Source organism: Bacillus zhangzhouensis (assembly GCF_000715205.1).
Taxonomy (GTDB): domain Bacteria; phylum Bacillota; class Bacilli; order Bacillales; family Bacillaceae; genus Bacillus; species Bacillus zhangzhouensis.
Map to the genome: position 1 here is coordinate 87998 of NZ_JOTP01000010.1, position 14777 is coordinate 102774.

The window sequence follows — 14777 nt, forward strand, 5'->3', positions numbered from 1 at the left end:
CCCTTACTGATCCTCTTTTTCAAGCTGATGGAATAGCTGGAGCAATTCGATTTCAGCCATAGATTCTAACCTGACATCATATTCTTCAAATTGCAGTGTGCTCGTCACTTTGTTTGGGACGACGACACATTTCATGCCTGCTCGTTTCGCAGCAACTGAGCCATTCACAGAATCCTCAAATGCCACGCAATCTTTCGGCTCTACACCTAAGCAGCTTGCGGTTTGCAAATAAAGTTCTGGATTTGGTTTGACTTCTTCCACATCGTCTGACGTGCGGATACATTCAAAGTAATCGAACAGTCCAATTTGCTTGAGGTGATCAGACACCCATTTATAATCTGAGCTGGAAGCAAGTCCAATCTTGATCCCCAGCTCCTGAGCTGCTTCTAAATAAGCTTCTACGCCTGGTCTTGCTGATTCGTCCTTCATTCTCTTTTGAAAACGGGAACGCCGGTCCGCTGTGAGAGCCTCGTGATCTAATGTCTTCCCTAACTGCTCTTCCAAATATTCAAATGGCTTAAAGCCTGCCTGCGTACCGATGACATTGCCCCATACAGAAAGAGGCAGCTCCGATTCATGCTCTGCAAACATTTCCTGTAAAACCTCATATTCATGTGTTTCTGTATCTAAAATTAATCCGTCAAAATCAAATATAATCGCCTTTACCAACGAGGCCACTCCTTTTTTTACGAAAGTCTGAAACATGATACTCACTGCTATCATATCGCGAATAAAATTGACTTTCAAAGATGAATGTCTGCTAAAATGATTATGTATAAAAGGAGCCTGCATCGTTTTGTCAGGCTCCTATCATGTTCGATTCATTCTGCAAGAGATCCAAGCGCTCCGATTCGTGGAGAAATAGGCAATGTTGAAAAAGAGCGGGTTTGGTATTACAGATCGTGAAGGTTTCTCCGTTCCCTTAAAAATAGTATGTGCGACCATCTTGTAAGTTAACAAGGAAGTTCACACCATCTTTTACGCATTTTGAAGGTGGCGGCTCGCAAAATCGTCTAAGTCAAACGGAAAAGAAAAGCCGCACGCATTGACCTGCTCACGGTTCCGCTCAAATAACTCACGATCTCGTTTTGTTACATGACGTTTAGGTTTTAAAATAATGGTATGTAATAGCTGAAGACCCGATAAAATACGAAAAGCATCATCCATCGTCCCGTTATATACCCCATCAATGAATGTAAGCGGGCGCTGTTTTTGACGCGCTTCCTGCTGCTCTTCATTGATCACATGGGATAAAAGATCTTCAACATCCTTTGATAATTCTTCAATTGCCTGCTCCTGCAGGTCTGTAGCAGCTTTCATTAATCTCACGTGACATCTACCTCTCTGTCGTTATTTCTCCATTCAGAATAGCACAGAAAAAAAGGCGTTCGCTAAGGTAAGTGTTTCCTATATATACCCAAAGAGAGGAACGGATATCATGATCATAAAAGGACATACACTCTCACTAAAAGTAGGTGAGCAGCATCACGGCACTTCATTAAGCCATTTTTTAAAAACAGAAGTGTCTGCTTCTAAACCGATCATTCATTTTTGGATGGAGTGTCAAAAAATACGTCTAAATCAAAAACCTGCCCATCACGCGGCAAAAGTCAGTACAGGTGACCAGATCATCATCGATCTATTTGAAACGGAAGAAAGTGATGTCACACCAGAATACGGTGATTTAGAGGTGCTCTTTGAGGACGAGCATTTATTAATTGTACAAAAGCCAGCTGGCCGACCGACGCATCCGAATGAAAAAGGACAAATGGGCACATTGGCCAACCTTGTCGCCTTCCATTTTCAAGCAAACGGGGAAGAAAAGCGGGTGAGACATATTCACAGGCTTGATCAAGACACAAGCGGCACTGTCATTTTTGCAAAGCACAGGCTAGCACATGCTGTACTTGATCAAATGCTTTCTAACAAAACGATTAAAAGAACATACATCGCCATCGCAGAAGGACTGTTCAAGAAAAAGAAAGGCACCATCAACGAGGCAATCGGCCGCGACAAACACCATGCAGTCAGACGGAGAATCTCTCCTACTGGACAAAGTGCTGTGACTCATTTTCAGGTCATCGAAATCAATAAACACCTACAGATGACAGCCGTCAAGCTTCGTTTGGAGACGGGAAGGACGCATCAAATCCGTGTCCATCTTAGCAGCCTCGGGCATCCTTTAGCTGGAGATACATTATACGGCGGTATGCGAGATCGCATGAATAGATGCGCCCTTCATGCCAAAAAGATAGACATGAAACACCCATTTACAGGAGAGCATCTCACCATAGAGGCGCCTCTTCCACCTGATATGGCAGAGCTAATGGACAAGATCATACATTAAACGAAAAAGAGCCTGCATATGATCAGGCTCTTTTTTCATTTCGCAGATACTCTTTTTGCATAAATAATGTACCGCTCTGGTGCATTCCCAACGAAATGAAATGGATAGCAAGTGGTTAACACTAGCTCTTCTTTTTCATTCTGCAAGGTGATAATGGATGTATCATGCTGATCCACAATTTTCGTATGTGTGATTTCATAAACAAACTCACCATACGGTACAGTGATTTTCAGCTGATCTCCAATGTCAAGCTCGCCTGTCCGGCGAAACACTGTGTCCCGGTGACCCGACAGAACGATTTGTCCATTTTGATCAGGGTAATAACTGCCTTTATAATGTCCTACCCCTTTGGCAAGGTCGTCTGCATCCGTTCCCTCAACAATAGGAAGGTCTGCTTTTAATTTCGGAATCGTCAGGATGCCAGCGGCTTTCCCCATTTCAGGAGCAAACTTCTTCTTTGACATCCCTTGATCGACCGCCACGGCCTTCTTCGCTTCTTCTAATGATTGTGCTGTTTGAAGGTGAGTAGAGGCAATTTGCCAAATTCCCCAGCCGAGCAGGACAATACCTGCTGTCATCACAGTAAGTGCCAGCCACTTTTTCATGCTTAAGCTCCTTTGTTTGAAAAACCATTACAACTACTTAGATAATATTTCCTTCAGCTTGCTGCTGCCTTTTCTTCTTGTTTTGCTTTTTGAATTCGTCCCTCTTTTTGATACACAATGGAAGCACCCTCAAAGCTCTTCACAAATTCAACGGTTGCTTCTAAATCTTCTGGGCCCGTTTCAGGATTTTTCCCGAGATTGCCTATCGGCGCATATTTACTTCCAGTTGCGGTTGCCATGAAGTTATTCACCGTGAGAGTATAGGTTTGATCAAAAGCAACGGCTGAACCATCTGGCAGCTTCAAGTCGACTACTTTATATGTTAACGGATCATAGGAATATGAAAAGCCCGAAATACTATAATCTGGTCCAAATTGAGGAGATATTTGTGCTTCAATGATTTCAACCAAGTCCTTCCCCTTAATCTCCAGCTTGACTAAAACGTTGCCGAATGGCTGAATATTAAAGAGATCTCCCCAAGTAATCGGCCCTTTTTCGAGGTTTTGCCTGATGCCACCACCATTCATCATGGCAAAGTCACTTTTCATTGAATATCTCATACCATCGGCAATGAGGTTACCAAGCGGTGTATCTCCATCATTCGAATAGCCGCCTTCCATTTTTACGCCTGCTTCTCCAACAACCTCACTAATGATTGGTTCAACTTCTTTTCCGTAATGAGCTAAAATAGCGGCTGCTTCTTTGTCCTTTTCAATACCAGATTGGTCTACATACTGGATGTTAGCACTCTTTTTGACAATATCCTTCGTTTTCCGGTCAAGTGTTACACTCACTTCGCCAATTGCTTTCCCATATTCAAAGGCTTGAACGATTAGTTTCCCATTGACCTCTCCATTGACCACTTCGTGATTATGTCCTGCAAAAATGACATCAATTTCGTCATCACCTTCTTTGGCAAGCTTCGCACTCTCCCCAGTAATGGTATCTCCATTTTGAGAGGCTGTCATATGAGCCAGCACCGCAATGGCTTTGATCCCTTTTTGCTTTAGTTCCTTCGTTTCTTTATTGACGGCTTTTACTTCATCTGTAAACTGGATGTCTTTAATCCCCTCTGGCATCACCATTCCTGCGGCTGACTTCGTCACAACACCGATAAATGCGACAGGAATTCCTTCGACTTCCTTGATTTCATAGGCAGGTAAAAGTGGTTTGCCCGTATCCTTGTATTCACAGTTCGCACAAACGAGTGGAAAGTTCTGGCCCTCATACCCCTTTGTGCCTTTAGGGTGATCTCCACCATATAAGATACGCAATAGCTCGTCTACGCCTTCATCAAATTCATGATTGCCGACTGTGCCAACATCAAAGCCTATGTTCTCCATGAGTTCAACTGTTGGTTCATCTTGCAGAAGTGAAGATACCGGAGAGCTTCCACCAATCATATCCCCTGCATGGACCGTAATCGTATTTTTGTGTGCTGCTTGTTTTTGTTTCATATATGCCGCCACATAATCCATTCGTCCGTACATTCCTTTACTGCCATCACCCATTATATCCAGCTCGTATTCTTGATCGATTTTACCATGTAGATCATTCATGCTTAAAATCGTTAATGGTACTTCGCTCGATTCCTCTGCCGGCTCATATCCAGCCTGCTCTGCTTCCTCTTTTGAAGCAAAAAAGACACGTTTATCTACGTCTATGTCTTTCCAGTTTTGAGGGGATACGTAGGTTTTCTCAGATGAATCACCAACATAACGTGTGAGTCCTTTTTTCTGCTCGCGTGCTCTAAATTCAAATGGCTGTTCCAGCAGAGGGTCTGCTTCGTTCCAAATGCCCAGCCCTTTTTCCTTCGCTTCTTTGACGGCTTGTTGGAACGTATGATAGTCTTTTTCATCTCCAACTGGCCAGATGAAATAAGTAGGGGCATAACCTTTTTTCACAAGCTCTAAATTTGTATTGATCCCTTTTTTGGTTTTCACTTGAGCTAGCAGACGTCCATAGCCATCCTTCGCTTCAGGACCAATGTTTAACGTGACTTTATCACCGCTTGAAAGAAGCGATTTTAAATAGTCAGTCGCTTGCTGTCCAAAGCTCAGTTGGTTTTGATCTAATTCATTTTTTGGCTTATGGTACGTTTCTGGCGTGTCCATATTGACAAAGCGCACCTTTGTTGTACCAAGCACCGGTTTTTTTAAATGAATGGTATCTCCATCCACCACTCGGTCAACCGTTGCCTCATATTCTTTCTTGATTTTTGGTGGCTTTGGCTGGCGTTTCAGTAGTTTGACATCATTCTTGTGTCTTGGAAGCACCTGCAGCGTATCATACCTGCTTAAAACCCCTGTAAACTCATACCATTTCCCTGCCTTTACTTGATCAATGGCACCTGTATCGACCATCACTCTAAGGACGGTACTGTGATATTTTTTATCTATGACGGTCACATTGTATCCACCACCAGCAGGCTGATCCGGCTTTGATTCCGCGTAGCCTTTTACCTTCACAAGTCTTCCTTCATATTTACCTGCCTGATCCGTTTCCAGTTGTTTAATGGAGACTCGCTTAGGCGCTGGCAATGTTTGATTCACAGCATCTATCCTCAGACGGTCTTGATCTGGCACAATTTCGATCAGCCCTTTATAAGACGTGACCTTGCCAGTCACCGTCACCTTCATGCCGGCTTTTAATGCCGGGAAACTTTTGGGTTGCGTGGAATAAATATTGATTCCAGCCGTTTTGTCCTGAATATATGTCGATAGTTTCCCATTGCCTATAGCGGATTGATCTGCTGTCACAATTCCGCTCACCGTAACCGTCTCTCCTATCAGCTGACGGGCTTTCTTAATCTTCATTGGCTTCATTTGTTTCCACACGGTTTCCTTCTTCTCAGACGCCCTAACCTGCTCTGCTGTCATCACACCTGGCAGTAAGGATTGTAGACTAAAGATCACCAAAATTAAACAACAGATCATTCGAATTGAAAGTATACGTTTCATCAGACCTCTCTCCTTTGAACTTCATCTCTCATAGTGTACAAAGTAAATATTGATGTTGAATGGATTTCATGTAAAACTTATCTCCTTCAACTCATTGGAAACGTAATAATCACCCGTGTTCCCTCAAAGCTTTTGCTTTCAAAACGAATGGTGCCGCCATGGCTTTCAATGATTTTAATGGTCATCATCAATCCAAGGCCCGTCCCTTTTTCTTTCGTTGTATAAAAAGGTTCACCCAGTTTCCCCATTTCATCTTCTGGTATGCCCTTTCCTTGGTCTTCGAATATCAGCATCATTTGATTGTTTTTCAGTACTGAGGTCACTTGGATGACACCTGTCACGCCATCCATTGCTTCAATTCCGTTTTTAAGGATGTTCAGGAAGACTTGTTTCAGTTCATTCGGTATGCCTTGAATGTTTGGCAGTGACGGAGAAAGGTTTTTTTGAATGGACACGCCTTTTAAGACCGCCTGCGATTCAACGACCATGATGACTTCTTCGAGCAGAAGATTGACATGTACCGGCTCAAATTTCACAGATTTACTTCTAGAAAGCACTAGGAATTCGTTAATAATCGCCTCAAGCCGATTAAACTCTGACATCATCACATCTGCATAATCCTTCTGATATTTTTTACTTTGAATCATCAGCTGTAAAAATCCCTTTAACGACGTCAGCGGGTTACGTATCTCATGGGCAATGCCTGCTGCAAGCTGACCAACTGCCGATAGCATCTCAGACTTCATCAGCATCTTCTCTGACTGCTTTTGATTGGTAATATCCTCTGAAATCCGCATCACGGTTGCCTGCATTTTGTTAGGATCATCAATTCGATGTAAAGAGACTCTCTCCCATCGTTCGCGTCCTGATAAATCCTGAAAGTACAACTCACCTGTCCAGCTGCCATCTCTTAAACAAACATCCCATTGCTTCGCTAAATCATCACATTGACATAGCGAATGGTAGACAGAAAAAATATCTTTGCCGATCAGGTCATATTCATGCTGCTGTACAAACTGACAAAAGCGCTGATTCACGCATTGGATGATTCCTTCCTCTGTTGCGACAACAATATGAATATGGCTGTTATCAAGTGCTGTCACCGCAAGATGAAGCGACTGCTTGATTTTCGTCATTTCCGTCATTTTGATCCATGTCATCACCGCTCCCTCATGATCCTGATCAAAGATAGGCGTAATTTGAACGGTGAATTGCTCTCCTTCGTTCGTTTCAATTTCACGTTCGATGACACGCCTGTCCGATATGACGGATTGAATATCATCATAAAGCGTTTCCTGCGCTAGCTTTTTAGCCATTGACTGAAAAGATTGCTGGTGCCTTATTTGAGCTGAAGTAAATAAAGAGGCAGCTGAAGGAGCGTAATAGCGAATATTCATGTTCCGGTCCACAAACAACGTCGCAAGCTCTGGCTTCACAGAGGGTCTGTACAGTTCTTCTCTTGTCACCTTTAAGTTGTTTATGATATTAATCAAATGTTCGTGTTTTTTCTCAAGCTCCTCTATTTGCGTGTTTTTTGCTTTTAATTGAGCCCTTGCCTCTTGCTCCTTTTGTTTGACTTCATTGAGTTCATTTTCTAAATCGACAATACGCTGTTGATAGACTGAATTCTGATCTGGCATCCCTTTGTCCCTGCCGTTCTTTTGATTTTTCCCTCTCTCATTCATCCGAATAAGAATGACGTATACTCCCTTAAAACGGCGATCAAAACTTTTCACGGTAAAATCTACATACTGCTTTCTGCCTTTTTCCGAAATAAGAACATGCTGAAACACAACCTCTGTCTCGTCTGTCCACACCTTTTGAAAGGTTTGACTCAACATCTCTTTCATATAATCAGGCGTCACATATTCACATGATTGATCTGACACTTCTGTATGTTCTAGGAAAGAATAGGTACCCTTTGATATCGCCAGGATTTTGTCACAATCGTTGATCACCATGCATGCGTCATAATCCTTGCTCACTTCTTGCATATATTGTGCAGCTCGCTCTTTTAACTCCACATAACGAGCGTCATGTGCCCAAGATACATTGTATTTAGGAACGTTTGAATGGGTGTAAATGTTCCACTTTTCATTGAACAAATGAAACAAGCGAGGAATATTGGGTACAGTTTCATTTGGCCCTAATATCAACATCCCTTGATCTTTTAAAGCATATTGGAATCGGGACAACACTCGTTTTTGTACTTCAGGCTGGAAGTACATGAGAACATTTCGGCAACTGATAAAATCGAGGTGGATAAAAGGTGAATCGATCAATAAATTGTGAGGTGCAAAGACAATATATTTTCTAAGCGACTGCTTCACAATAAAAGCGTCACCTTTTTTTTCGAAATATCGCGCCCGCCATTTTTCTGGCATTCTTGCCATAGACTCTACCGAGTAAAGACCTTTACTGGCCATTTGAATCGCTTTCCGGTTGATGTCTGTTGCAAACACTTGAAGTTCAATAGACATTTGTCTTCGCTTCATTTCTTCTAAAAATAAAATCGTAAAGGAATAGGCTTCTTCCCCTGTAGAACATCCCGCAATCCAAATGCGGCATCGAGATTTCCCGTTTTTCATCGCATTTTCAACGATCGACGGAATGACCTTATGTTCACATACTCGAAAAGCCTCCATATCTCTAAAAAAAGAGGTCGTGCCGCTGAGAAGCTGTACATGTAAACGGTCAAGCTCATCTGGCTCCCTTTCTAATAAACGATCGTACTCTGATAATAATGAAATCGGTTGTTTTGCACTCCGCATTCGTTTTTGAATGACAGAGAGTATCCTTTTCCTTTCATAGGTTGAAAAGGCAATTCCTTTATACATTTCAAGACGTTCAATCATTCTAAGCAAAACGGGATCTGCATCATCGGCATGTGGGACATTGATGATATTGGCGATATATGCTGCAAGAATTGAAGGATCTTTGAATGTTTGATGATACATGCTGTCAAAACCACTTTCTATCTCACTGCATGATAAGGCTGTACCACCTTGCTCCACCAATTGAAGCAAACCACTCCCCGCACAATGACCTTTTTGAAAAAAGATCGCAAAGGCCTCTTCCTTTTGCACATTGGCAAGTGACTGAAAAAGCGAGTCGACAGAGCATGCCTTGTTCGTTGGAAGCTGCTCTGATACGTGCAATCGTTTGTCTTCTGTTAACGTGACAACCGAATGCTGCGGACAAAAATAAATCATATTTTCCATGACTTTCTCACCATGCTTAATCGTTTTTGCCCGGTAGCCAATCGGTAAAACAAGTGATTCCAAATCAGTTATACAATCGCCCGTCACATGATTTTGCACAACAATAAAAGAGGCATTTATTTCATTTGAAAACGATTGAAAAAAAGCCTCAAGATGATGCTGTTCAAACGGCGAAACACCGATGCCAATCACTGGTGCCTGCACATGTTCGTCTTCTATCAAACGATTAATGATTTTGTCCTGCATCTGCTACCCCCATGTTCATTCGTCTGATACTTTTTTTCGACAAAAAGGAAGAAAACCCTCTAATTGTAAATAATGTTTTTTGCATGAAAGAAGGAAAACATCCTCACATTAAAACAGAATGTAAAAACAGAAGGAGGAACCTCTATGCAAAACGAGCAGCAACCACCATTTCAAGGAAGTGCCCCGCAGCCTGAGCTCAACCATGGCGGGCATGAGTTATTTGATTTACATGAAATTTTAGCAGGCACGATTAATATTCTGGATCAATATTTAATCTTTCGGCAGTTTATCCAAGATCCTGCATTATCCGACATTTTAGATCGACAATATCAATTCGTTTTATCCCAGTACAATGTCACTGTAGATTGTTTTTCTACTGGACAAAAGCCTAGTGAAGAAACCGCTACTTATATGATGAAAGAGCCTACACAGGTGACGTACGGGATCAAACCTTCTCAGCCGAAGAAGCCAAATCAGTCATTGCAAGATGTAAAAGATGCAGGTATCACAGGGCATATGCTCGGCCTCGTGAAATCACATGCAGGATTACTAGCCATGACATCACTAGAAGTAACAAATCCAGTTGTCAGACGTGTGCTCGCAGCGCAAATTCCGAACTTTATCGAAATGGCGTATGAAATTTTCTTGTATCAAAACAAACATGGCTACTATCAAGTCCCTCAGCTTTCTGTACAAGACATGAAAGCGATGACATCTACATTTGTTCCAATGCAAGGACAGGTTCAAATGCCGCCTAGCAAAGCCAATCAGCAAAAGCCGCTTCATTAAAAAAAACGGCTGACCCCTTTCTCTGGTCAGCCGTTTTTTCTTTGATACATCACTTTAAACTGTTCTTCAAAGTCTGAGAGCCGCTGCCCTGTCGCCTGCTCAAAGCCTCTATCAAATCGGCCCTCTTTCGCCGTTTCCTCCATGATCTCATGTATGATGTTTCGTCCGTAAAGCTGCACCAGCTCATAGATCATATAATAGCTTTGTAAATAAACATCTGTCTCATACGTCATCCGAGAGTCTTGCCAGTCTTGATCAGAATGAAGAGATTGAAAAGGAACGACGTCGAACCGTTCAGACGTCGCGTTTAACACGTCATAGGCCGTCCACTCTGCTGTTCCTTCATGGAACCAAAGAGGAAAGATCACTGGAGACACCTTGTATGCATGGACCTTTTCATAGAAAACAAAATGAGCATACTCATGAATGAATAACGTGTTGAAAAAGTATAAGGGCAGTGTCTCTTTCTTCAATAATTCTTCCCGTTTATCTGGGTATAACCCAATCATTTGATCATAATCGGAGTAAAAACCCGTAATTTGCTTGATGCCGGCAAATTGTTCGATCGTGTCTTTATCATCAAAATAAATAATGTCTAAAGGTTTGTCAGGTTCAAACTGAAACACTGACGATGTCCTCTTCTTTGCCTGATCCAAAGCCTCTATTGTCAGATCCACAAAGACGTCCTCTTCCTCCGCATAGTAAATTCTGATATGTTGATAGACTTGCTTATTGAGTCCCTCCGTTAAAACCGTTTTAGGAGAAGACTGATGCTCTAAATATTGTCCTGTCAGCTGAAACGCAACATAAATCAAGTACGCGGTGAAAGCATAAAAAATCAGACCTGCTGCAATCATTCCGCCTACAAGCTTTTTATGAATCAATGACGGCTTGGCTTTCATTTACTCCCCACCTGAATTCATCCTGCAACCTCTTTCTCTTTCTATGAAGAAACAAAGATCAACAAGAGGTGATATATTTTTTACTTTATGCAGTCAGGTGCGTGAGGTGCGGTTCCAAACAAAAAAGCCGCATATGACATACGGCTTTTGTCGTAGCTATTTTGATTCAGGGAAGACACGTCTCACCGTTTCAGTAAATTCATCGAAAAATCCTGAAATTGGCTCTCCGCTTTTAATACGTTTTCCGTACCCTTTCATACGATCAACAAAGTCTGGATTAGCGGATACATACACGTTATCGATTTGTTGATCCGTTGATTTGACTTTATCTGAAATTTTCTTTTTCAAATCGTCAGTCACGTCACCGCTTTTATTGCCTTCGAGCACGACGGCAACAAATGCATTTTTCCCTGTGACAAGCACGTTCGCTGTTTTCACTTCAGACATGTTGGCTACAAGCTCTGACGCCTTATCTGCCACTTTGACCTTTTGTGGCGTTTGAACATCTGGCTGATCCTGTCTCATGTTGTCGTTCTTATATGTGACATTTTCATACTGTCGTTTCATTGTTCCTCTTCGTTCATCGCCTTGGTTGTTCATTCCACACCCAGCGGTGATTAATGTTGGAACGAGTAGTAAAGATAGCATCCATTTCTTATTCATCAATTATTCCCTCCTTTTGCTCATAGGTTTTTCATCCAATCGACTTTTTATGCACACATCCTCTATTTCAGCAAAATGAATTCATAATTCAGCTATGTTTGGTCATCCTAAACATGATGAAGAAGAATCATCATGATCAAATGGAGGGATTCGTTTGTTTAAAAAAAGAAAAGGCATGAGCACTGGCGCAATGATCGTAGCATCAACAGCTATCATTGCATTATTCTCCCCGGTTTTACGAAAAAGGCTGAAAAGCATGACGCAAATGAATATGTCTTCAATGATGAAAGGCAATGATCATCAACATCATGAGCCATCTCGCCATGAATCACACTCGCTCCAAGAATCAAAAGGGACTGCTGAAGTAGGTCAAATGATCAAGCAAGCGTTCACAGCTGTCCAGCCAAGTCACACAAATCAGCATCAGTCACCTTCAAGAACCCATCAGCCAAGAGAGTCTTATGCACAGTCTCTTCATATTGATGAAAGTGTCATGAACGTGCTGGATGATGAATCTATCCAGCAAGTGATCAATGACATCGAGCACAAATAAATGAAACAGGAGCCTTCATGAAAAAGGCTCCTGTTTATTCTCCTGAAAAATGCTCTTTGACCATGAGACAAAAGGAAGGCAAAAAAGTAATTTCAATCGATGTGATGAATCTGTGACGATCATCATCTAAAATGAGCAAAAGCTCTTTTTCTCCCTGCCGATCTTTTTTAATATCTACACGTCCCACGGTTTTAAAATCATATATCCCTGAAGCCTTCGCATCCACTTTTCGAACGATCTTTAAGTAAAACTCTTTCATCTCTAACGACATCGTGATCACGAATCGCTCCTCTTGATTCTCAAATCGAAACGTCAGATCTTGATATTCAATAGGCATATCTCGTTCAAACCCTTCATCAGGCTCTGTTTCAAAAAAAGAAAGCCATTCCGCTTCATTTGGAAAGCGTTTTCTGCGCAATCGGTTCATCCTCCTCATAATTGAAATTTTTATTAATTATCTTTTTTCCCCTTTTCTTTTGCAACAAATTTTAGTAATTTTAAAAAGGTGATTTTATTTTGCTAAGAGACCTCTTTATTAATTTAACAATTCTTGTCACTTTCCATTATTTATTTATGCTTGTGTTTAAAGAGAATTTTTTAAAGAAAGAAGATACCTTACTCAGACAACTATGTAAAGGCATGCTTTCTGGGTTACTCGGTGTCCTCTTAATGTTCTTCTCTATTAAAGCAGGACCAGCCATCATCGATTTAAGACATATCCCCCTTATTTTAACGGCCTTTTATGGAGGTATCGCGCAAACGTTCATTGCGGCATGTATTGTCATCATTGGGCGATTATTAATCGAAGCAAACGTCGCTTCTTTCATCAATATTTTTTCCATGATGATTATCGCAACAGCCTCTTTTTTGATTGCTGAACGCCATATCAATCATGTTGTGAAAATGCTGTTATCCATCACGATAAGCAACGTGATTGCAACCATTTTGTTTATCACCATCGTCCATGAGACATCATTTGAACTGCATTTTGCCTATTGGATTTTCTCATATATTGCCGGGTTGTTTAACTTTTATGTCATTGAGCATCAAACAAAAGCATATCAGCTATTAAATTTGTATAAATTCCAGGCTCACTATGACTTTTTAACAGGTGTATTAAATAAACGGAAGTTTGATGAAGTATTAAGTCATGCTTTTTCTACGAAATGGAAGCAGTCTATTCATCAAATGTCCCTTATTTACTTAGACATTGATTACTTTAAATCCATTAATGATCAATATGGACATCACGAGGGAGATATCGTTTTAAAAGAAATTGGAACAAGGTTGATTAAAAACACAAGAAGCTCAGATTTTATTGGGCGGATCGGCGGCGAGGAATTTGCTGTCCTTCTACCGAATTGTTCAGTTGAAAAAACATGGCAAATTGCAGAACGATTACGGAGAAAAATAGCGGATCAGCCGATTTATTTACAAGATGGAACGTCCATTCAAACTACTGTGTCAATTGGATGTGCATATTATCCCGGAACGCATACAGACATCAAGAAACTACCCATTATTGCTGACCAAGAGCTTTATAAAGCGAAGCAGTCAGGCCGAAATCAAGTAAGCTTTTCAGAGAGAATGAGAAACCATTTGACATAGGTCTTTTCCTCAATATGTTAGAGCTCATTATTTTTAAAAAAGTTTTCGGATAACAGTTGTTTTTTCCCGCAAACACTGGTAAAGTAAAGGTAATTATTTTTGTTCGTATCACCTTTAAGAAGAAAGTTTTGAAAGAGTTTTCGTCTTTGAAGTTTGTGTAAGAGCAAGAATAGTGAATTTAAGCGTTAAGATCGCTTTAGGAGGAAATTTCATGTTAGAAGGTAAAGTAAAATGGTTCAACTCTGAAAAAGGTTTCGGATTCATCGAAGTAGAAGGTCAAGACGATGTATTCGTTCACTTCTCTGCTATCCAAGGCGAAGGCTTCAAAACTTTAGAAGAAGGTCAAGCAGTTTCTTTCGAAATCGTTGAAGGTAACCGCGGACCACAAGCTGCTAACGTTAACAAAGCGTAATTTAAGAGCATCTGCTCTTTTAGCACTTTATAGAGTGAAGGAAAACCGCTCGGCTTCTGCCAGCGGTTTTTTTATGCAATAAAAAAGAGAACCTGACGAGAGGTTCTCTTTTTATTTGTCCTTCTGCTTTAGCTTCTGCAAAGCAGAACGATACATATCATCATTCATTTTTGTCTCTGGTTCTTCTTTTTTGACAGGTGGTTCTGGCTGCTTAAACTTTTGAAGCGCCTGTCTATAGAAATCGTCGCCAGACACGTGTTCGTCCGTTTGAGAAGGCTCTGACGCTATTTCTTCTTCTTCAGGCTCTACAGGTCTCGCCGCAACTTCTGGCTCGCTGCGCGGCACGTCAGGCTGATTAGACACATCTTCTTTGATCTCTGCCTTCTCGACTGAAGCGTGTCTGACATTGAACGCTACTAATCCGATAATGACTAGAACAGCAGCTACTAACGCTACAATAATCGTCGCCAA

14 protein-coding genes are annotated in these 14777 nt (G+C 41.4%); 5 read left to right on the forward strand and 9 right to left on the reverse strand.

The annotated features are described in order from the left end of the window. Window positions 1-3: 3 nt before the first annotated feature. Together BA70_RS10335 and BA70_RS10340 are read right to left on the reverse strand one after the other, a co-directional pair. Complete coding sequence (locus BA70_RS10335; protein WP_034321742.1) at window positions 4-669, reverse strand: HAD family hydrolase; 666 nt, start codon at window positions 667-669, stop codon at window positions 4-6. A gap of 309 nt (window positions 670-978) precedes the next feature. After that, window positions 979-1329 carry a DUF5365 family protein gene (locus BA70_RS10340; RefSeq protein ID WP_034321649.1) on the reverse strand — a complete coding sequence of 117 codons (351 nt, stop codon included), beginning with the start codon at window positions 1327-1329 and terminating at the stop codon, window positions 979-981. A 109-nt stretch (window positions 1330-1438) separates the two neighbouring features. Here BA70_RS10340 and BA70_RS10345 point away from each other — a divergent pair, with 109 nt between their 5' ends. Continuing rightward, complete coding sequence (locus tag BA70_RS10345; protein WP_034321652.1) at window positions 1439-2347, forward strand: RluA family pseudouridine synthase; 909 nt, start codon at window positions 1439-1441, stop codon at window positions 2345-2347. A 35-nt stretch (window positions 2348-2382) separates the two neighbouring features. Here BA70_RS10345 and BA70_RS10350 read toward each other — a convergent pair whose 3' ends face one another. From BA70_RS10350 to BA70_RS10360, 3 genes are all read right to left on the reverse strand, one after another. After that, window positions 2383-2952 carry a class D sortase gene (locus tag BA70_RS10350; RefSeq protein ID WP_034321654.1) on the reverse strand — a complete coding sequence of 190 codons (570 nt, stop codon included), beginning with the start codon at window positions 2950-2952 and terminating at the stop codon, window positions 2383-2385. Window positions 2953-3005: 53 nt separating this feature from the next. Next, window positions 3006-5912, reverse strand: coding sequence for a 5'-nucleotidase C-terminal domain-containing protein (locus BA70_RS10355; RefSeq protein WP_034321656.1), 2907 nt, complete (start codon window positions 5910-5912; stop codon window positions 3006-3008). 86 nt (window positions 5913-5998) lie between these two features. Beyond that, window positions 5999-9379 carry a CheR family methyltransferase gene (locus BA70_RS10360; RefSeq protein WP_034321659.1) on the reverse strand — a complete coding sequence of 1127 codons (3381 nt, stop codon included), beginning with the start codon at window positions 9377-9379 and terminating at the stop codon, window positions 5999-6001. 144 nt (window positions 9380-9523) lie between these two features. Between BA70_RS10360 and BA70_RS10365 the strand changes: the two genes are divergently transcribed. Continuing rightward, window positions 9524-10168 (forward strand): spore coat protein, encoded by a 645-nt coding sequence (locus BA70_RS10365; protein ID WP_034321661.1) that lies wholly within the window; start codon window positions 9524-9526, stop codon window positions 10166-10168. Window positions 10169-10194: 26 nt separating this feature from the next. Here the strand turns inward: BA70_RS10365 and BA70_RS10370 are convergent, their stop codons facing one another. Beyond that, entirely contained in the window at window positions 10195-11070 is an 876-nt protein-coding gene (locus BA70_RS10370) for a hypothetical protein (RefSeq protein ID WP_034321664.1), read from the reverse strand. A 156-nt stretch (window positions 11071-11226) separates the two neighbouring features. Further along, window positions 11227-11733 carry a YhcN/YlaJ family sporulation lipoprotein gene (locus BA70_RS10375; protein ID WP_034321666.1) on the reverse strand — a complete coding sequence of 169 codons (507 nt, stop codon included), beginning with the start codon at window positions 11731-11733 and terminating at the stop codon, window positions 11227-11229. A gap of 154 nt (window positions 11734-11887) precedes the next feature. On the opposite strand from BA70_RS10375, the gene BA70_RS10380 reads away from it, so the two are divergent. Next, window positions 11888-12286: a hypothetical protein gene (locus BA70_RS10380; protein ID WP_034321669.1), complete on the forward strand. Its 399-nt coding sequence runs from the start codon at window positions 11888-11890 to the stop codon at window positions 12284-12286. 34 nt (window positions 12287-12320) lie between these two features. Here BA70_RS10380 and BA70_RS10385 read toward each other — a convergent pair whose 3' ends face one another. Continuing rightward, window positions 12321-12713, reverse strand: coding sequence for a hypothetical protein (locus BA70_RS10385; protein ID WP_420834683.1), 393 nt, complete (start codon window positions 12711-12713; stop codon window positions 12321-12323). Between the two features lie 89 nt (window positions 12714-12802). Here BA70_RS10385 and BA70_RS10390 point away from each other — a divergent pair, with 89 nt between their 5' ends. Next, on the forward strand, window positions 12803-13894 hold the full coding sequence (locus BA70_RS10390) for a GGDEF domain-containing protein (RefSeq protein WP_034321675.1): 1092 nt from the start codon (window positions 12803-12805) through the stop codon (window positions 13892-13894). Between the two features lie 211 nt (window positions 13895-14105). Beyond that, the gene (gene cspB / locus BA70_RS10395; protein WP_003212277.1) at window positions 14106-14306 is read left to right on the forward strand and encodes a cold shock-like protein CspB; all 201 of its coding nucleotides are present in this window, start codon (window positions 14106-14108) and stop codon (window positions 14304-14306) included. 111 nt (window positions 14307-14417) lie between these two features. Here cspB and BA70_RS10400 read toward each other — a convergent pair whose 3' ends face one another. Then, the gene (locus tag BA70_RS10400; RefSeq protein WP_034321677.1) at window positions 14418-14777 is read right to left on the reverse strand and encodes a hypothetical protein; all 360 of its coding nucleotides are present in this window, start codon (window positions 14775-14777) and stop codon (window positions 14418-14420) included.